Here is a 16643-nt window from a genome sequence, read left to right on the forward strand (position 1 = left end):
GGCAAAGGTCAGTTCTTTGACAATGGCCAGACGGATGAGAATCCGGGCGTGGCAACCATAAAGCACGAACCTTGGCCAGCCGTCTGGCCATTCCTCGGGGTCCCCGCCAGCGACGAGCGTAGCGAGCGAGCTTAACGGCGGGGCAAAGAGTCCCAGACGCGAAAGCGGGCGTGGCAACGAATAAGCATACACATCTCTTCGTCATCCTAGGGCGGAGCAGGCCGAAGGCCGTTGCGCAGACCCTAGGATCAATGCCGTGATCAAGACGCAGCGCGCAAAAGGCGCAAAAGAAAGCTCCTCATCCCGAGCCACCCCTTACAACGTGACCCTCACGGCATGGATCCTCGGGATCAAGACGCAGCGCGCAAAAGGCGCAAAAGAAAGCTCCTCATCCCGAGCCACCCCTTACAACGTGACCCTCACGGCATGGATCCTCGGGTCGCGCCTTTCGCTACGCTCTGGCTTGCCCGAGGATGACGAAAGAAGAAGAACCTCCCACGAGAAGAAGCGAGCCATCCCCACCGCGTCATCCCGGAAGCGAGCCCAGCGAAGTGACGGCGATGCTGTCCGGGATCCATTCCGTGACTTTGCGGAATTATTCTGGGCGGGCAGTGCGCAAGCGAGGCGGAAAACGCCCGGACGCAAACGCAAGCCTGGCAACGAATATGTGCTGGCCTCAGCCCGCCTTGACCAGCACCGAGTTCTCGAACTCGATGACCTTTGCGCCGGTCGAATCGAAGGCCTCGGCGAGGATGGTCAAAAGGTGCCAGCCCGGGCGTGATGCCAGCGGCCGATGGCCGATGCCTGTGCGTGTGAAGTTTATCGTTTCACCGGAATAGACCGGCTTTAGCCATTTGAGGTTCTTGAGGCCGGGCGAGGGGCCAAACTCCGGCGTCGGTCCGGTGCCTGTCCATCTGGTGTCCGCCGAGGTGATCTGGGAGAGGTTGTATTTCATCCACATCGCCGCTGTGTGCCAGCCGGAGGCGCACAGCCCGCCGAGCACGCTCTTCTTCGCCGCCTCTTCATCGAGGTGGAAGGGCTGAGGATCGTATTTGGCGGCGAATGCCTTGATCTCGTCCGGTCTGAACGTATGCGATCCAAGCTGGACCGTTTTTCCGATGCCGAGAAATTCATCGAGCGTCATCAGGCAGCCTCGCGCGTCAGGAACATTACGGAGTTCCGCAGTTCGAACACGGGTTCACCGCGCTGGTTGAACAGTTCCGTCCTGATCGTCACGAGACCGACACTGGGACGAGATTTGGACAGCCGCTTGGACAGCACCGTGCATTTACCGGTGAGCGTGTCGTTGGCCAAAACCGGCGCCCGCCATTTGACCTCGTCTATGCCGGGCGATCCCTGTGAGGTCGAATCGATCAGGAAGGCGTCGCAGATCATGCGCATGAAAATCGCGCAGGTGTGCCAGCCGGAAGCTGCCAATCCGCCGAGGATGCTGGCCTTGCCGGCTGCTTCGTCCAGATGCATGGGTTGCGCGTCGAATTCGGAGGCGAATTCGATGATTTCCTCAGCCGTTACCAGCTTGCTGCCGAGGTCGAGCGAGGCACCTTCGGCAAAATCCTCGTAGGCCCATTTCTTGGCGGTCATGGAATAGAATCTCGTTCAAACCCGTACAACCACCATGAACTGGCCGGGGAACGCATTCAAGAACGAGAGCGCCGCTTTTGCTATGCCACTTTCGTCAGTGCCGGCGGGACGCCGATGGCGGGCAGCACTTGGCCGCCCGCCGCTCATGCCCTCGTTACCGGGTGTTCGGAAGCACCTGGTGAAGAACGATGGCCCATACCGCGCCGAAGGCGATCGACGAGCCCAATATGTACTGCACGAAGTCGGGCAGCGTTTTCACGAAGTCCGGCGGAGCAAGGGTCGCAAACAGCGCCATCAGGATCGGCAGGCCGATGACGAGCATGTTGCGTTCGTTCAGGACGGTGGAGCGCACGACGCGGAAGCCGTTCATGGCGATCACCACGCACAGCACCCCGAACACGCCGCCGATGACGGGGCCGGGGATCGATGCGATGATTGCCGAGAGCTTGCCGATCAGGCCGAAGACGACGAGGAAAATGCCGGCCGCGGCAAAGGCGACGCGGCTTGCGATGCCGGTGATGGCGATGATGCCCGCATTGGAGGAATAGCTGGTGACGGGCGTGCTGCAGAGCAGGGCGCTGACGAGGCAGCCAATGCCTTCGCCGGTTGCGCCACGGTCAAGCTGCTCATCCGAAAGCGGCTTGTCGATCACCGCGCCAATTGCGAACCAGGTGCCTGTCGTTTCGGCCAGCACCACGATGTAGACGATCAGCATGGTGAGCGCAGCCGGCAGAGAGAAGGTCACGTCGAGGTTCAGGAACGCAATTCTCGGCAGCGAAAACCACGTCGCATCGCCCACCGCCGCGAAGCTCAACTGCCCCATGAAGGCTGCGACGACGCAGCCGGCGGCAAGGGCGATGATGACGGAGAGCAGGCGCAGCCACGTGCCCTTCGCGCCGAGCGCCATGCCGGTCAGCATGCAGCCGACCAGTAGTGCGGCCGAGATGAAGGCGAGCACAATATTGCCGCCGACGGTCGCGTTGCCGTGGACGGCGAATACGCTCTCCTTCAAGGCGACGGGCATCAAGGCGACGCCGACCACGATGATGATCGCTCCGCCGACGATGGGCGGCACGAAGCGGGCGACGAGGCGGTGGAATATCTTGGTTGGCGAGCCGAGCAGCATCACCAGTATTGCGCCGGGAATGAGTGCGCCTACCACTGCGGAAAGACCGGCGATGCCGCCGCCCGCGGCGAACGCAATCGCCAGCACGGCTCCGATCGGCACGAAGGACGGACCCTGCACGATCGGCATGCGCATGAAGAGTTGCGACTGGATCAGGGTCGCGATACCGGCGGCGACGAAAGCGGACTGGATGAAGGATGCGGCGTCGCTGACGCTGAACGCCAGTACGGACGCGATGATGAACGGCACGATGTAGACGTCCATCGCCAGAACGTGCTGAAGGCCGAGGACTGCGGCCTTGCCGGGCGGAAGCGGATCATCCGGCTGGCTGATCAGCGAAACTTCTGTCGCAGGTCGTTCCATTTGGTCCCCCTCTATGAATTGAACAACAATCATGTGATCAGTCGCTGCGGATGAACAGGTGCCTTCGCACTTGCCACCGGATTTTTTTGCAACCCGCCACGCCTGGGATCAAACGGACCGAAGAAGATGAAAGAGCCTTTCCTACTCGCAGGAACCGCCTTCCATACGCCGCAGTGCGGAACGTTGGAGATTCTCGAGGATCATCTTTTCATCATTGACGGCGATGGTCGCATCGCCGAAATCCTGCCGCCCCACCATCCCGCGTTTGAAGCAAGAAAATCCGCTGCCCGGTTGGCAGGGAAGCTGACGGAGCTTGGCGCCGGTCAGTATCTTCTGCCGGGGCTGGTCGACCTGCACATCCATGCGCCGCAATGGCCACAACTGGGCAAGGCTCTCGATGTTCCGCTCGAGGTGTGGCTGCAGAAGTACACCTTCCCTCTGGAAGCGAAGTACTCCGATCTGGAATTCGCGCGTGAGACCTATTCCGATCTGGTCGACGGCCTGCTGGCGAACGGTACGACCACCGCACTCTATTTCGCCACGGTGCACACGCCGGCAACGCTGGCCTTGGCCGAGATATGCCTGGCCAAGGGCCAAAGGGCGCTGGTCGGCAAGGTGGTGATGGACGATCCCGATCAGTGTCCGCCCTATTACCGCGACGCCGATGCGGCAAATGCGGTGGCCGACACCAGGCGCTTCATCGAAGCGGTCAGAGAGATGGATCAGGGCGAAAGGCCGCTCGTCCAGCCGGTCATCACCCCGCGCTTCATTCCAAGCTGCACCGACGCCGCCTTGCAGGGGTTGGGAGAACTGGCGAGCCACTACGGCTGCCATGTCCAGACGCACTGCTCGGAAAGCGACTGGGAGAAGAATTTCGTCGAGGAGCGCTTCGGCAAGAGCGACACCGCCTGTCTCGACGGTTTCGACCTGCTCACCCGGCGCACCGTACTGGCGCATTCGAACTTCATCGACGAACAGGATATGGATCTCATTCAGGCAAAGGGCGCCGCCGTTGCCCATTGCCCGCTTTCCAATTTCTATTTTGCCAATGCAGTCTTCCCGCTCCGGGCCGCTCTGGATCGGCATATGCATGTCGGGCTGGGGACGGATGTTTCCGGTGGCTACAGCCCTTCGCTCTTTGATGGCTGCCGTCATGCGCTTTCAGCCTCGAAGGCTTTGCATGGTGGCGTTGATGCCGACCTTCCGCCGCAGGAGCGAGGTGCGTGAGGACGAGCCATCACGCACAAGGAGGCATTCTGGCTGGCAACTGCGGGAGGAGCGCAGGCGCTCGATATCCCGACCGGCAGCTTCCGTGCCGGTCATGAATTCGATGCGCTCGTCATCGATGCCGCGGCGGCATCTTCAAACATCCGCACATACCCGAAGTACGACGCGCTGGAAGACGTGTTCCAGAAGATCGTTCTGAACGCGACCCGGGCAAACATCGCCACGGTGTGGGTAAGCGGCCGAAAGGTAGCCGGCCACTAGAGTAGCGTCGCTTTCGGTGGTCCGGCGATCAGGTGTTGAACTTGAACAGCATCACATCGCCGTCCTGTACGACATACTCCTTGCCTTCGTCGCGGGCCTTGCCCGCTTCCTTTGCGGCAACTTCGCCGCCAAGCGTGACGTAGTCGTCGTAGGCGATAGTTTGAGCCCTGATGAACCCGCGTTCGAAATCGGTGTGGATGACGCCCGCCGCCTGCGGGGCCTTGGTCCCGCGCGAGATCGTCCAGGCACGCGTTTCCTTCGGACCTGCGGTGAAATAGGTGATCAGGTGCAGCAAATCGTAGCCGGCACGGATCAGCTTATCGAGGCCCGGCTCCTCCAACCCCATCGACGCTAGGAATTCTCGCTCCTCATCATCGGGAAGCTGCGCCACTTCAGCCTCGATCGCTGCCGAGATGACCACGGTTTTCGCGCCTTGCGCCTCGGCCATCTTCTCAACGGCGCGGGTATGTTCATTGCCGGTCGCGGCGTCTGACTCCGCGACGTTGCACACATAGAGAACCGGATGCGAGGTGAGCAGGTTCAGACCCCTCAGGATGGTCAGGTCCTCCGCTGCGATCCCGTTCAGCATCACGCGGGTCGGCTTGCCGTCCTGCAGCAGCGTCAGCGCTTTTTCCATAAGCGGCAGGATGGTCGTCGCTTCCTTGTCCTTGCTGCTTGCGCGCTTGCGGATCTGGACGATGCGGCGCTCGATGCTGTCGAGATCGGCCAGCATCAACTCGGTCTCCACCGTCTCGGCGTCCGCAACCGGGTCGATACGGCCCTCGACATGGGTGATGTCGTCGTCCTCGAAGCAACGCAGCACATGCACGATGGCATCGACCTCGCGGATGTTGGCGAGAAACTGGTTGCCCAGCCCTTCGCCCTTGGAAGCGCCGCGAACCAGACCGGCGATGTCGACGAAGGAAATGCGTGTGGGGATGATTTCCTTGGACTTGGCAACCTCTGCGATCTTCTTCAGACGCGGATCAGGGACGGCAACTTCGCCCGTGTTCGGCTCGATGGTGCAGAACGGATAGTTGGCAGCCTGGGCGGCCGCCGTCCGGGTAAGCGCGTTGAACAGCGTCGATTTGCCGACATTGGGCAGGCCGACAATACCGCATTTGAAGCCCATGATTTATCAAGTCCTGTCGATCTTCGGGGGTTGCCCACGGCTATGGGCGAAAGGCCTGACGATCGTCAAGCCCCGGCGGGCCAGCTATTCCTTGTTGCCGAACAGCTTCTTCAACATTGCTGCCATCGGCCCCGTTTCGGGGATTTTCATGGCAGGCCCTTGCTGGCGAGCCTGGCGGATGTGGCTTTGCTGCGGCTTGGGGGTCGCTTTCTTCGGCGAAGGCGTGTCGTCCTCTCCGGTTGGCTGGAGCTTGTCCCGCAAAGTCAAGGTAATGCGGTTCATGAAGGAATTGTCGTCGCCCTTGGCAATCAAGTCTGCATTGTCTGCAACCGACTGGATCAGGACGTCCAGCCATTCCTGGTCGCCCTTGGAGAAATCACCAAGGACATGCCCGTGCACCATTTCCCTTGCGCCCGGATGACCGACGCCGATGCGCACGCGTCGATAGTCCTTGCCGATATGCTGGTCGAGCGAACGGATGCCGTTGTGGCCGCCTGCGCCGCCCCCCACCTTGACCCGCACCTTGCCCGCGGCAAGGTCGATCTCGTCGTAGAATATGGTAACCGCGGACGGCTCAAGCTTATAAAAGCGAAGAGCTTCACCTACTGCTTGGCCGGAAAGGTTCATGAAGGTCTGGGGCTTGATCAGCAGCACCTTCTTGCCGCCGAGCTTGCCTTCGGCGATCTCGGCTTGGAACTTGCGCGACCAAGGAGAAAACGAATGGCGGCGGGCTATCGCGTCCGCCGCCATGAAGCCGACATTGTGCCGGTTGTTCGCATATTTCGCACCCGGATTGCCGAGGCCTGCAAAAAGCAGCATCGTCGTCTCTCCGGGTGGAAAGAGGTTACTTCTCTTCGGCAGCTGCAGGAGCAGCAGCGTCGGTCGCGCCTTCGGCTTCCTGCTTGGCTGCGGCTGTTCCAGCGATGGTCGCGATGGTGAAGTCGCGATCGGAAATCACAGCCTTGATGCCGGCCGGCAGCTTGACCGCAGAGATATGGATCGAATCGCCGATGTCGGCGCCGTCGAGATCCACCGTAATGAAGTCGGGGATCGCATTGGCGGGGCAGTGGAACTCGACTTCGTGGCGCACGACATTGAGCGTGCCGCCGCGCTTGATGCCCGGTGACTTTTCTTCGTTGATGAAGTGAACCGGAACGTTGACGGTCACCTGGGTGTCCTTGCCGACGCGCAGGAAGTCGACGTGCATGGGGAAGTCCTTGACCGGATCAAGCTGATAGTCCTTGGGCAGGACCTGAATCTTCTTGCCGTCAACGGCGATGGTTGCGACCGTCGTCAGGAAGCCGCCGCCATGGATCTTGTAGAAGATTTCCTTGTAGGGCAGCGTGATAGCCAGGGGAGGCTGCTTGTCGCCATAGATGACTGCTGGCACTTTACCGTTACGGCGAACTGCACGGGCGGACCCCTTACCGACCTGTTCGCGCGCTTCGGCCTTGAGCTCGTATGTGTTGCTCATGGCATTTCCTTTCGCGTTGTATGGAGCGTTCGCGGCAGGCAAAGCCAGGCCGTAAACGTTGAAGGTTGCCACAGCGATGCATGATGGCCTGAGAACCGGTATCCGCTTTCGGGGATCATGCAGGAAGGCAGCCTTCCGCCGTGTTGCCTCCAAGGGTGTCTACACGGGTGGCGGCTCTATAGCGGAAGGGGGCGGGCAGCGCAAGGCTTGGTGGCCTTACGCCTTGGTTTTGCTCGCTTGCTTCATGTTGGGCAGGAAGATCGTCAGCAGCCCAAGGAGCGGCAAGTAGGAGCAAATGCGGTACACGTAATCGATGCCCTTCACGTCGGCAACAATGCCGAGCAAAGCGGCAGCGATGCCGCCCATGCCAAAGGCGAAACCGAAGAACACGCCGGCAATCATGCCGACGCGGCCGGGAACCAGTTCCTGGGCAAACACCACGATGTTGGAGAACGCCGACGACAGGATGAGGCCGATAATGATGGTCAGGACAATCGTCCATTCCAGATTGGCGTAGGGTAGGGCCAAGGTGAACGGCAACACGCCGACGATCGAGAACCAGATCATGGCTTTCTGGCCGAAGCGGTCGCCGAACGGTCCCCCAAGCAAAATACCGAGTGCCGAAGCGCCGAGGAACGCAAACAGCAGCACCTGAGACATCTGTACCGAAACACCGAATTTTTCGATGACGTAGAAGGTATAGTAGCTCGAGATGCTGGCCATGTAGGCGTTCTTGGACAGCACCAGCAGGGTCAGGATTGCCAGTGCCCAAGCGACGCGGTTCCGCGAGAAAGGCGAGACGAAGGGCGCTGCCTTGCGGGCGGCCTGCGTGGCGCGGAAGCGGATGTACCAACCTCCAACCTGATAGAGAACGATGATGCCGATCAGGGAGCCGATGGCAAACCAGGCGATGCTCGATTGGCCGAAGGGAACGACGATGAAAGCGGCAAGCAATGGGCCGATCGATTGACCGGCGTTGCCGCCGACCTGAAACAGGGATTGGGCAAGGCCGTGCCGTCCACCTGAGGCGAGGCGAGCGATGCGCGAAGATTCAGGGTGGAACACGGCCGAGCCGATGCCGATCAGCGAAGCGCCGATCAGCAAAAGCCAATAGTGACCGGCATAGGCGAGCACAATCAGCCCCACAAGCGAAGACGCCATGCCGACCGGTAGCGAGTAGGGCATTGGCCGCTTGTCGGTGACGAAGCCCACAACTGGCTGCAGCAATGATGCCGTTACCTGGAAGGTGAAGGTGAGCAAGCCGATCTGCCAGAAATCGAGACCGTAATTGTCTTTGAGCAACGGGTAGATGGCCGATAGCAGCGACTGCATTATGTCGTTGATGCCGTGGCAAAAGCTTACGGCGAGGATGACCGTGAAGGCCGTAGTCGTCGCGGTCGTGGTGGTGCCATCAGCTGTCGCTGTCGTGTCGGTCAAGGAAGGCTCCATGAGGCTTGCAGGCGGTCCTGCGATGTCACGCAGCTTATAGTCCGGTTGCGGTGCGACTTCTTTCGTGGTTTGGTCCAAATATTACGCAAGTGGGCCAACGCTAATGGTAATCAAAGTTTCCCGTCTGGAAGCACCGGTCACGGATCTCTTTACCTTGCATCGGTCACGCCTGGATTGGCTGGAGAGAACCAGCGGGCCGATCATTGCGCTGCCGTCGGAATACCCCGACGGCTACCGGGTGCCGGAGCATCAGCATAGCCGCAGCCAGTTGCTGCACGCCTTGACGGGGGTGGTGCTGGTGAAGACTGACTATGGCCGCTGGATGGTTCCGCCCGACCATGCCATGTGGATCCCGGCAGGCATCGAGCATGCGGTGGAGATGCTGGGCGATGTGAGCATGCGCTCAGTCTATGTTACGCCTGATGCAATCGAGGGGTTGCCGGGCAGCCTTCGCGTCGTGGCTGTCAGCGACCTTATGCGCAGCTTGATTGTCGAGGCCGTCACCTTGCCGCCTGAACCGCAACTTGCCGGTCGTTCCGGCCTGGTCCTTAATCTTCTGCTTCATGAAATTCCGAACCTGCCGGAGAAACCTCTCGGCCTGCCATTTCCTAGCGACAACAGGATTGCCGCACTTTGCCGGCGGTTCGTCGCGGAGCCTTCGCCGCATGCGACCATCGACGACTGGGCTGCACTGGTTGGCATGAGCCGGCGCTCCTTCACGCGGACGTTCCAGAAGCAGACGGGATTGTCCCTGTCGACCTGGCGTCAGCAAGCCCTCTTGTTCGCGGCTTTGCCGCGACTGACGGACGGGGAGCCGGTCACGCGAGTGGCGCTTGATCTCGGCTATGATAGCGTCCCGGCCTTCACGACAATGTTCAAGCGGATGCTGGGCATTTCGCCGAGAGCTTATCTGCGAGGATCGCGAGATATCGAACGGACGGCCCGCTAGAGCCGATACGTTTGGTTTGCGTAATGATGCGTAGATGGCCTGTTCTTAGTCGAACAGGCTGGATACCGACTGTTCCGATGCAGTGCGGGAAATCGCTTCACCCAGCAAATCTGCGACGGTAATGACGCGAATGTTCTGCGCATCAAGTGCAGCCTGGGTCGGCTGGATCGAGTCAGTTGTGACGAGTTCCTGCAGGTGCGAACCGGCGATGCGGGCGGCGGCGCCGCCCGAAAGGACGCCGTGGGTGATGTAGGCAGTGACGCTAGTCGCGCCCTTTTGGAGGAGCGCGTCGGCGGCATTGCAGAGCGTGCCGCCGGAATCGACGATATCGTCGATCAGCAGGCAATCCTTGCCGCGCACGTCGCCGATGACGTTCATCACTTCGGATTCGCCTGGCCGTTCGCGGCGTTTGTCGACGATGGCGAGTTGAGCATCGATGCGTTTGGCTAGCGCACGGGCGCGCACCACGCCGCCGACGTCAGGCGACACGACCATGACGTTGCTGAGTTGCTTGTACTTGGCCTTCACGTCGCGGGCCATTACCGGCACCGAGAACAGATTGTCGGTGGGAATGTCGAAGAAGCCCTGAATCTGGCCGGCGTGAAGATCAAGCGTCAACACGCGGCTGGCGCCGGCGCGGGCGATCATGTTTGCGACGAGCTTGGCCGAGATGGGCGTACGGCCCGAGGCGCGGCGGTCCTGCCTTGCATAGCCGAAATACGGGATGACCGCCGTGATGCGCCGCGCTGACGAACGCATGAAAGCGTCTATCATGATGAGCAGTTCCATCAGGTGGTCGTTTGTTGGGAAAGACGTCGACTGCAGGATGAAGACATCCTCGCCGCGCACGTTTTCCTGAATTTCGACGAAAATCTCCTGATCGGCGAAGCGCCGGACGCTGGCCTTGCCAAGCGGGATGTTGAGATAGCGGGCGACCGCTTCGGCCAGCACCCTGTTGGAATTGCCCGCGAAGAGTTTCATATGTCGTTCCTGGAGAGAATTTTATCGGGCTTTTATCCGCCTTGACCGGTATTGCAAGCACTGAGAGGCGGAATCCTCCGGCAAATCCCAAAAAACGCGATCAAGGCAGGCAGAAGCGTTGTTAGCCGGTACGACCACCGAGCCACGATGAAAATTGGTCTATGGTCTTATTGGCAATGGCCTGCATCGTTGCCGGAGCCACTCCCGCCCAACCTTCGGCGCCATTGACCGCAGGCGCTTTTTCCTGGCCGTTGATGCGGTGAAGGCGATTGCCTCCGGGATCATAGACATCCCAGACGTAGATCACCGTGGTTTCCTTGCCTTCGGTGATAACCGAGAAATAGCCCTTCAAAACATGCGTTGCGGACTGATCGGTGCTTCCGGCCAAGGTAATGCCGCGCTGACGCGCTTCTGTCTGAAGCTGTTCGGACAGCGGGGCGGCAGCCTCCACCGTAGCCCCCACGATGGGTGCGATTTGCAGACGCGTTCTGCTTGCGACAGCCGTTTGCTGGGGTGCGGATGCCGGGGCAGTGGCTGTTGGTGTGGATGCCTGCAGCGGGGTATTGGACGCAGGTGGGCGCACAGCAGTGGTTTCGGTCCCGAATTCGGATGGTATCCTGGAAGACATATCCCCTTGGGATGCCGGTGTGGGGTCAGGCTTCTTACCGAGCGCCGACGGGTCCAGTACACCGGAGCTATTGCAGCCCGAAAGCCCCAGGATCAGGAGCATAGATACGGCCGAAGTGGGCAATCTCCGCATGTGCTCCAGATGCTCCTTGATGGCCCGCTGCGCAGCGCGTTGGTTGTTTCACTTTACGATCAAGTCGAGATCATGGCGCGACAAGGGCTTCGGCTGGGTCTCTGTCGTGAGATAGGTCCGGCCAAGCGTCATGGCCGTTTCCGTCTCGGAATCCATGATTATCATGTGGGCGAACAATGTCATGTTGGGTGCAATCGGCTCGGAATTGCCCTGATAGAACATCGGCATGTCCATCCACGATGGCGTGAAGCGCGCACCTACGGAGTAGCCGCAGGCGTTGAGCCGATGTTTGGTCAAGCCGTGTGCTTCCATGGTCTTTGCATGAGCGTCGAAGACATCGCCGAAGGTATTGCCGGGGGTCATCGCCTTCTCGACGGCGACAAGCGATGCCTGGGACGCGTCGAACAGTTCCTGGTGACGCTTGGAGACCTTGCCGGTGAGGATCGTGCGCATCATCGGTGCATGATAGTGGTGGAAGACGCCGGCCCATTCCAAGGTCAACTGGTCGTTCTTGTTCAGCTTTCGGCGGCCGGCCTTGTAACGGCAAAGCAGGGCGTCGGCTCCGGAACCAATGATGAATTCGTTGGCAGGATAGTCGCCGCCCCCGGTAAAGATGGCCCCTTGCATGGCGGCCAGAATGGCGCCTTCGTCGCCGCCTTGCTTGACCAGAGGGAGTGCAGCGTCGAGTGCATTGTCGGCGAGTTCGGCTGCTTTCTCGACCTTCGTTATCTCGGCGGGACTCTTGAACAGGCGCAGCCGGCCGACAATGCCGGATGCATCGGCGATCTGGCCAAAAGTTTGCAACTGTTCGTCGAGGCGGCGGCCGTTGAAGGCGGTAAGGCCGTGGGTGTCGTATTCCACGCCGATGCGTGCGCCGAGCAGGTCGAGTTCATTGAGCAGGTTGCGCAGGTCGATGGCCGGATTGGCGCCTTCGCGATCCGTCCACAAGACGATGTTGTCGATGATCGAAGTATGTCGGGCCTGGCGCAGGTCGGCTGAGCGGGTAAGCAGCGTCATCGAGCCATCGGCTTTAACGACGAGGCATTGGAAAAAGCAGAAGCCGAAGCTGTCGTAACCTGTCAGCCAGTACATGCTTTCCTGGGCGAACAAGAGCACGGCGTCGAGCTTTTTCTCCGCCAGTTCGATCATCAGCCGGTCGCGACGAGCGTCAAATTCTGAACGTTCGAAATGCAACGCCATTCGTGTCAATTCTCCAAGACGATTGCCGAAACCTGGCGACCGTAGTCCGGTTCCTTACGGTGCGTGGTGCGGCGGTATGAATAGAAGAGATTTTCCTCGGCATAGGTGCAGCGGCCAAGGCATTCAGCAACAACACCGGCCTTGCGCAGGCGGTCAACGGTGTAGGTATTGAGATCGAACAAGGAATGGCCAGGCTTTCCCGAAGGCAGGAAATAGCGGTCGTTCGCAGCATCTACTGACGTGAAACGCTCGACAAATTCCGGCCCGACTTCATAGTTCGCCCGGCCGATCGAGGGGCCGAGCACAGCGACGATGTTTTCACGCTTTGCGCCAAGGCCTTCCATCGCGGTGATGGTATTTTCCAACACGCCGGTGAAGGCGCCTTTCCAGCCAGCATGTGCGGCCCCGATGACACGTGTTTCGTTATCGGCGAACAACACCGGACCGCAGTCAGCAGTAGAGGCTCCCACTGCGATTCCCGGCCGATCGGTAACGATAGCGTCTGCCTTTGGCCGTTCGCCGGTAAATGGCGCGCGGGCTACGATCACATCCGGCGAATGGATTTGATAGGCGGTGAGCAAGTGGTCTGCGGGGACGCCCATCCATTGCGCGACCCGGCGGCGATTCTCCAGCACCAGCACCTGGTCGTCGGCCGAGCCGGTGCCGATATTAAGGCCTTGATAGATGCCCTCGGAGACCCCGCCAATGCGGGTAAAATAGCCGTGGCGAATGCCTTGCGCCTTTGCCTTTTCAAGCAACGGTGACCGGAGCGGGTCCGGTTTGAGCTGATTCAACATTACCGCTTTGTTGTCTCCGCAAACCGTTTCGTCAAGCCAGCGTCCTCCAACGAAAACAATCCGGCACGAGACCTTTTTCTAGATCGGAGAGTGGCGCACCACGTTGTCGAAAGTCAATTCTCTGTTGGAAAAGGCACGTCCGCGGCATTTTTGGGCAGGACTGCCAGCACCTTGAAGAGGTCTCCCATCTCGCCGGGGCCCGCCAATCTTTCGACATCCCGGGATATCTTTTCGCGCCCTGCATCGTTCGCGCTTGCGCCAAGATTGCCTGCCCGTTCCAGCAAGCCCATGGCAACAAGGAAATCGCCCTGCCTCGCCAAGCGCGTAACCAGACCCTTGGCCTGGGCAATTTCGGCAAGCGCCGCGAAATCGACATGCGCGGTCAGATCTGCTTCGCCCGGACTGGCGAGAACGTCTTGATGGGCGTGACCTTTCAGCGCCTGCAATGTATCGCCTACGCCCGGCTCCAGATGGCCGTAGTCGAAAAACAGACCCGCGCCGCCATCTTTTCCTATTCTCTCGGCGATCATATCCATCAGTGCGCTTCGGGCAGGTGCGACCTCGATGACTGCGCCTTCCGGTGCATCGCGGGCGATGTCAGGAACAAGGAATGTGTCGAGTGAGGCTGCGCCCGCGAAGAACGACAGATCATCGTTGCTGTCGAGGCCAACCATGCGTTCGCGCCAATTGCCGCCCTTGCGGACGAATTGGCGAATGGGCACTGCGTCAAACAATTCGTTGCCGATGATGAGGAGGGGGGCGGAGGGAACCGCTTCAAGAGATTCGTGCCATGATATGTTTGCCTCGACACCGCTCAGTGTCTGCTTCTGTATTTCCGTCAGGCGTGGGCTGATCTCGATCATTGCAAATGCCGTCCCACCCAAAAACGCGGGATCGAGGCGTTTGAAGGTTCGCAGCATGTCCTTCATCAAAGTGCCGCGGCCGGGGCCGATTTCAGCCAATGTCACGGGTATGGGACGGCCGATTGCCGACCACGCCTGATATAGCCATATGGCCGCCAATTCTCCGAACATCTGGCTGACTTCAGGGGCGGTGACGAAATCGCCAGCCGCACCAAAGGGCTCGCGGGTCGTATAGTAGCCATCACTTGGGTCGAACAGGCATTGCGCCATGAATTCGTTTACCGGAATAGGCCCCAGCGTTCGAATCTGCTCGACAATGCGCTGTTTCAGCCGAGTCATGCCGGTTGGCGATGTGCCAGCGGTTTTGCCGTCGCCATTGCCCAGGCCCCGATCAGGACCATTGGGATCGACAGGATCATCCCCATGGTGAGCCACCCTCCCAACAGATAGCCAATCTGCTGGTCCGGTTCACGGAAGAACTCAACGAGAATGCGGGATAGCCCGTAGCCGGCGACAAACGCGCCGCAGACGAATCGCGGTGTTTTCAGCTTAAGTCCAGAATGGGTAAGCACCCGCAAAACCACGAATAGGACCAGCCCCTCCAGCAACCCTTCGTAAAGTTGGCTGGGATGACGCAGGAACGGTCCGCCAGTGGGAAACTCGACTGCCCACGGTACGTCGCTCACGCGCCCCCAAAGCTCGGAATTGATGAAGTTGGCAAGCCTTCCCAAGCCGAGGCCGACAGGGACACCGGCGGCTACGACATCGAACAGCGTCCAGGGATGGATGTTGCGTGAGCGGGCGAACAGCGTCATCGCCACAAGCGTTCCGAGAATGCCGCCATGAAAGGACATGCCGCCTTGCCATACGGCCAAGATGTCGGCTGGATTGGCGATGTACCGAGGCAGATCGTAGAACAAGACATAACCGGTCCGCCCCCCAAGCACGACACCTACTGCGGCCCATACGACGAAGTCGTCGATGTCCTGCGGTTTCATCGGCAGGATGCCGTCCGGCCAAAGTCTCTGGTTTGTCACCAGGCGCTTGGCGTACCACCACGCAAACACGATGCCGACGACGTAGGCCAGTCCGTACCAATGCACAGCAAGCGGCCCTAGCTGTATGATGACCGGATCGATGTTGGGAAAGGGCAGTGAAGCCGGCAAGAGCAGGGGGTGGGCGCTCAACGAGAAAACCTCGGGCTGTTGATGACAGGGGCGGACCATGCGGCAGCGTCCCGGCAGGGTCAAGCGATGGTGCGTCGCGAGCGCACTTGCATTCCCGATAGATGGACACTACGTCAAATCCGAGCAAGCGAGGTATTGCCATGTCGACCGGCCCGAACCGCATTCTGGACGAACTTGCCAAGTTGGTGACGGACGCAGCCGGCGCTGCCCAAGGTGTACGCCGCGAAGTCGAAACCGCATTTCGCGGTCAGGCCGAGCGGATTCTCAACTCGATGGAAGTTGTCCAGCGCGAAGAGTTCGACGCAGTGCGTGATATGGCGGCAAAGGCCCGCGAGGAAAATGCCAGACTTGCAGCACGCATCGATGCACTGGAATCCAGATTGGCCGAGCTTGGCGGGTCGGCGGGCAAAGCCGCAAGTGCAACAGCCCCGCGCACCAAAAAATAATCGATAAACTTGTCCACAAAGCGCGAGCCCGAAAAGCGCTTTGTCATGAATCGCTTACCAGCATCGCGTGAATCATCTTGGCAGCGGCTTTCCACATGGGAATGACGCCACGCGTAAAATTGGGCTGGTCACGCGACTCCCGATCAATAGACTGAATTTGTTGCATGATTCGCGGAAGCGATGATGCGCCGGGCGGTGGGGTCCGGTCATGGGGTGTAGCGTCGAGCAGTCCAGGCCGTCCGAGTTCTAAAACAAGAATGTTCGTTGTGTGTGCCTCTTCACGGAGCGTGTGGTGGTGCTCCCAAGCGACAGGAAGCAGTGAATGGAACTCCTCGAACTCGAAGTCTCGCGCGAAATCCACCCCGTGGATGTCATCGAGCAGGTTGCGCACAACAACGACTGGTCCTTCGAGCGGGCCGGCGACGACGAAATCTCGATTACTGTTGTCGGGAACTGGACGGAATATCAGGTTTCGTTCTCCTGGATGGAGGACTTCGAAGCACTGCATCTTGCATGCGCCTTCGATATCAAGGTGCCTGAAAACCGCGCCCTCGAAGTGATGCGGCTGTTGTCACTCATCAACGAACAGATGCTGTTCGGCCATTTCGACCTGTGGGAACAGGAAGGCGCGATCATGTTTCGGCAGTCGCTTCTGCTTGCCGGCGGCGTCGAACCGTCGAGCCAGCAGGTCGAGGTACTGCTGTCTTCGGCACTCGAAGCCTGCGAATGCTATTTTCAGGCGTTTCAGTTTGTCGTCTGGTCGGGCACCTCAGCCAAGGACGCATTGGCCGGCGTCCTGTTCGAGACCTATGGCAACGCATAGGTC

The 16643-nt window shown here is 60.0% G+C and carries 16 protein-coding genes and 1 pseudogene; 4 read left to right on the forward strand and 13 right to left on the reverse strand.

What is annotated here, in order from left to right; genetic code table 11:
* Nucleotides 1-676: 676 nt before the first annotated feature.
* From ASD50_RS04505 to ASD50_RS04515, 3 genes are all read right to left on the reverse strand, one after another.
* On the reverse strand, nt 677-1144 hold the full coding sequence (locus ASD50_RS04505) for a MaoC family dehydratase (protein ID WP_056236717.1): 468 nt from the start codon (nt 1142-1144) through the stop codon (nt 677-679).
* Nucleotides 1144-1602, reverse strand: a complete 459-nt coding sequence (locus tag ASD50_RS04510; RefSeq protein ID WP_056236719.1) for a MaoC family dehydratase — start codon at nt 1600-1602, stop codon at nt 1144-1146. Before ASD50_RS04510 ends, ASD50_RS04505 begins: the two co-directional genes overlap by 1 nt.
* A gap of 154 nt (nt 1603-1756) precedes the next feature.
* The gene (locus tag ASD50_RS04515; RefSeq protein WP_056236721.1) at nt 1757-3091 is read right to left on the reverse strand and encodes a uracil-xanthine permease family protein; all 1335 of its coding nucleotides are present in this window, start codon (nt 3089-3091) and stop codon (nt 1757-1759) included.
* 126 nt (nt 3092-3217) lie between these two features.
* On the opposite strand from ASD50_RS04515, the pseudogene guaD reads away from it, so the two are divergent.
* Nucleotides 3218-4579 (forward strand): annotated as a pseudogene (gene guaD, locus ASD50_RS04520) (guanine deaminase).
* Between the two features lie 28 nt (nt 4580-4607).
* Here guaD and ychF read toward each other — a convergent pair.
* From ychF to ASD50_RS04540, 4 genes are all read right to left on the reverse strand, one after another.
* Complete coding sequence (gene ychF / locus ASD50_RS04525; RefSeq protein ID WP_056236724.1) at nt 4608-5711, reverse strand: redox-regulated ATPase YchF; 1104 nt, start codon at nt 5709-5711, stop codon at nt 4608-4610.
* A gap of 84 nt (nt 5712-5795) precedes the next feature.
* Nucleotides 5796-6530, reverse strand: coding sequence for an aminoacyl-tRNA hydrolase (gene pth, locus ASD50_RS04530; RefSeq protein ID WP_056236726.1), 735 nt, complete (start codon nt 6528-6530; stop codon nt 5796-5798).
* Between the two features lie 25 nt (nt 6531-6555).
* Nucleotides 6556-7185, reverse strand: coding sequence for a 50S ribosomal protein L25/general stress protein Ctc (locus ASD50_RS04535; RefSeq protein WP_056236996.1), 630 nt, complete (start codon nt 7183-7185; stop codon nt 6556-6558).
* A gap of 216 nt (nt 7186-7401) precedes the next feature.
* Nucleotides 7402-8622: an MFS transporter gene (locus tag ASD50_RS04540; RefSeq protein WP_056236998.1), complete on the reverse strand. Its 1221-nt coding sequence runs from the start codon at nt 8620-8622 to the stop codon at nt 7402-7404.
* Between the two features lie 115 nt (nt 8623-8737).
* On the opposite strand from ASD50_RS04540, the gene ASD50_RS04545 reads away from it, so the two are divergent.
* Nucleotides 8738-9583, forward strand: coding sequence for an AraC family transcriptional regulator (locus ASD50_RS04545; RefSeq protein WP_056236728.1), 846 nt, complete (start codon nt 8738-8740; stop codon nt 9581-9583).
* Between the two features lie 45 nt (nt 9584-9628).
* Here ASD50_RS04545 and ASD50_RS04550 read toward each other — a convergent pair whose 3' ends face one another.
* The 6 genes from ASD50_RS04550 to lgt all read right to left on the reverse strand — a co-directional run bounded on the left by ASD50_RS04550 (nt 9629) and on the right by lgt (nt 15410).
* Entirely contained in the window at nt 9629-10564 is a 936-nt protein-coding gene (locus ASD50_RS04550; RefSeq protein ID WP_056236730.1) for a ribose-phosphate pyrophosphokinase, read from the reverse strand.
* A gap of 121 nt (nt 10565-10685) precedes the next feature.
* Entirely contained in the window at nt 10686-11294 is a 609-nt protein-coding gene (locus tag ASD50_RS04555; protein WP_413813873.1) for a hypothetical protein, read from the reverse strand.
* Between the two features lie 78 nt (nt 11295-11372).
* Nucleotides 11373-12524: a M24 family metallopeptidase gene (locus ASD50_RS04560; RefSeq protein WP_056236734.1), complete on the reverse strand. Its 1152-nt coding sequence runs from the start codon at nt 12522-12524 to the stop codon at nt 11373-11375.
* 5 nt (nt 12525-12529) lie between these two features.
* Nucleotides 12530-13321, reverse strand: coding sequence for a peptidoglycan editing factor PgeF (gene pgeF / locus ASD50_RS04565; RefSeq protein ID WP_056236736.1), 792 nt, complete (start codon nt 13319-13321; stop codon nt 12530-12532).
* 113 nt (nt 13322-13434) lie between these two features.
* The gene (locus tag ASD50_RS04570) at nt 13435-14523 is read right to left on the reverse strand and encodes a class I SAM-dependent methyltransferase (protein ID WP_056236738.1); all 1089 of its coding nucleotides are present in this window, start codon (nt 14521-14523) and stop codon (nt 13435-13437) included.
* On the reverse strand, nt 14520-15410 hold the full coding sequence (lgt, locus tag ASD50_RS04575) for a prolipoprotein diacylglyceryl transferase (RefSeq protein ID WP_056236740.1): 891 nt from the start codon (nt 15408-15410) through the stop codon (nt 14520-14522). The genes ASD50_RS04570 and lgt overlap by 4 nt, the downstream gene beginning before the upstream one ends.
* A 101-nt stretch (nt 15411-15511) precedes the next feature.
* Between lgt and ASD50_RS04580 the strand changes: the two genes are divergently transcribed.
* Together ASD50_RS04580 and ASD50_RS04585 are read left to right on the forward strand one after the other, a co-directional pair.
* On the forward strand, nt 15512-15817 hold the full coding sequence (locus ASD50_RS04580) for an accessory factor UbiK family protein (protein ID WP_056236743.1): 306 nt from the start codon (nt 15512-15514) through the stop codon (nt 15815-15817).
* Between the two features lie 322 nt (nt 15818-16139).
* A complete protein-coding gene (locus ASD50_RS04585) occupies nt 16140-16640 on the forward strand; it encodes a YbjN domain-containing protein (RefSeq protein ID WP_056236745.1) in 501 nt (166 codons plus the stop codon).
* Nucleotides 16641-16643 lie beyond the last annotated feature (3 nt).

Origin of the sequence: Mesorhizobium sp. Root552 (assembly GCF_001427285.1) — a bacterium.
Taxonomy (GTDB): Bacteria; Pseudomonadota; Alphaproteobacteria; order Rhizobiales; family Rhizobiaceae; genus Mesorhizobium.

What these genes read in the sequence shown, in the direction of transcription:
- ASD50_RS04505 (WP_056236717.1), bottom strand. Translation starts at nt 1,144, where the DNA reads ATGACGCTCGATGAATTTCTCGGCATCGGAAAAACGGTCCAGCTTGGA.
- ASD50_RS04510 (WP_056236719.1), bottom strand. Translation starts at nt 1,602, where the DNA reads ATGACCGCCAAGAAATGGGCCTACGAGGATTTTGCCGAAGGTGCCTCG.
- ASD50_RS04515 (WP_056236721.1), bottom strand. Translation starts at nt 3,091, where the DNA reads ATGGAACGACCTGCGACAGAAGTTTCGCTGATCAGCCAGCCGGATGAT.
- ychF (WP_056236724.1), bottom strand. Translation starts at nt 5,711, where the DNA reads ATGGGCTTCAAATGCGGTATTGTCGGCCTGCCCAATGTCGGCAAATCG.
- pth (WP_056236726.1), bottom strand. Translation starts at nt 6,530, where the DNA reads ATGCTGCTTTTTGCAGGCCTCGGCAATCCGGGTGCGAAATATGCGAAC.
- ASD50_RS04535 (WP_056236996.1), bottom strand. Translation starts at nt 7,185, where the DNA reads ATGAGCAACACATACGAGCTCAAGGCCGAAGCGCGCGAACAGGTCGGT.
- ASD50_RS04545 (WP_056236728.1), top strand. Translation starts at nt 8,738, where the DNA reads ATGGTAATCAAAGTTTCCCGTCTGGAAGCACCGGTCACGGATCTCTTT.
- ASD50_RS04550 (WP_056236730.1), bottom strand. Translation starts at nt 10,564, where the DNA reads ATGAAACTCTTCGCGGGCAATTCCAACAGGGTGCTGGCCGAAGCGGTC.
- ASD50_RS04555 (WP_413813873.1), bottom strand. Translation starts at nt 11,294, where the DNA reads ATGCTCCTGATCCTGGGGCTTTCGGGCTGCAATAGCTCCGGTGTACTG.
- ASD50_RS04560 (WP_056236734.1), bottom strand. Translation starts at nt 12,524, where the DNA reads ATGGCGTTGCATTTCGAACGTTCAGAATTTGACGCTCGTCGCGACCGG.
- pgeF (WP_056236736.1), bottom strand. Translation starts at nt 13,321, where the DNA reads ATGTTGAATCAGCTCAAACCGGACCCGCTCCGGTCACCGTTGCTTGAA.
- ASD50_RS04570 (WP_056236738.1), bottom strand. Translation starts at nt 14,523, where the DNA reads ATGACTCGGCTGAAACAGCGCATTGTCGAGCAGATTCGAACGCTGGGG.
- lgt (WP_056236740.1), bottom strand. Translation starts at nt 15,410, where the DNA reads ATGGTCCGCCCCTGTCATCAACAGCCCGAGGTTTTCTCGTTGAGCGCC.
- ASD50_RS04580 (WP_056236743.1), top strand. Translation starts at nt 15,512, where the DNA reads ATGTCGACCGGCCCGAACCGCATTCTGGACGAACTTGCCAAGTTGGTG.
- ASD50_RS04585 (WP_056236745.1), top strand. Translation starts at nt 16,140, where the DNA reads ATGGAACTCCTCGAACTCGAAGTCTCGCGCGAAATCCACCCCGTGGAT.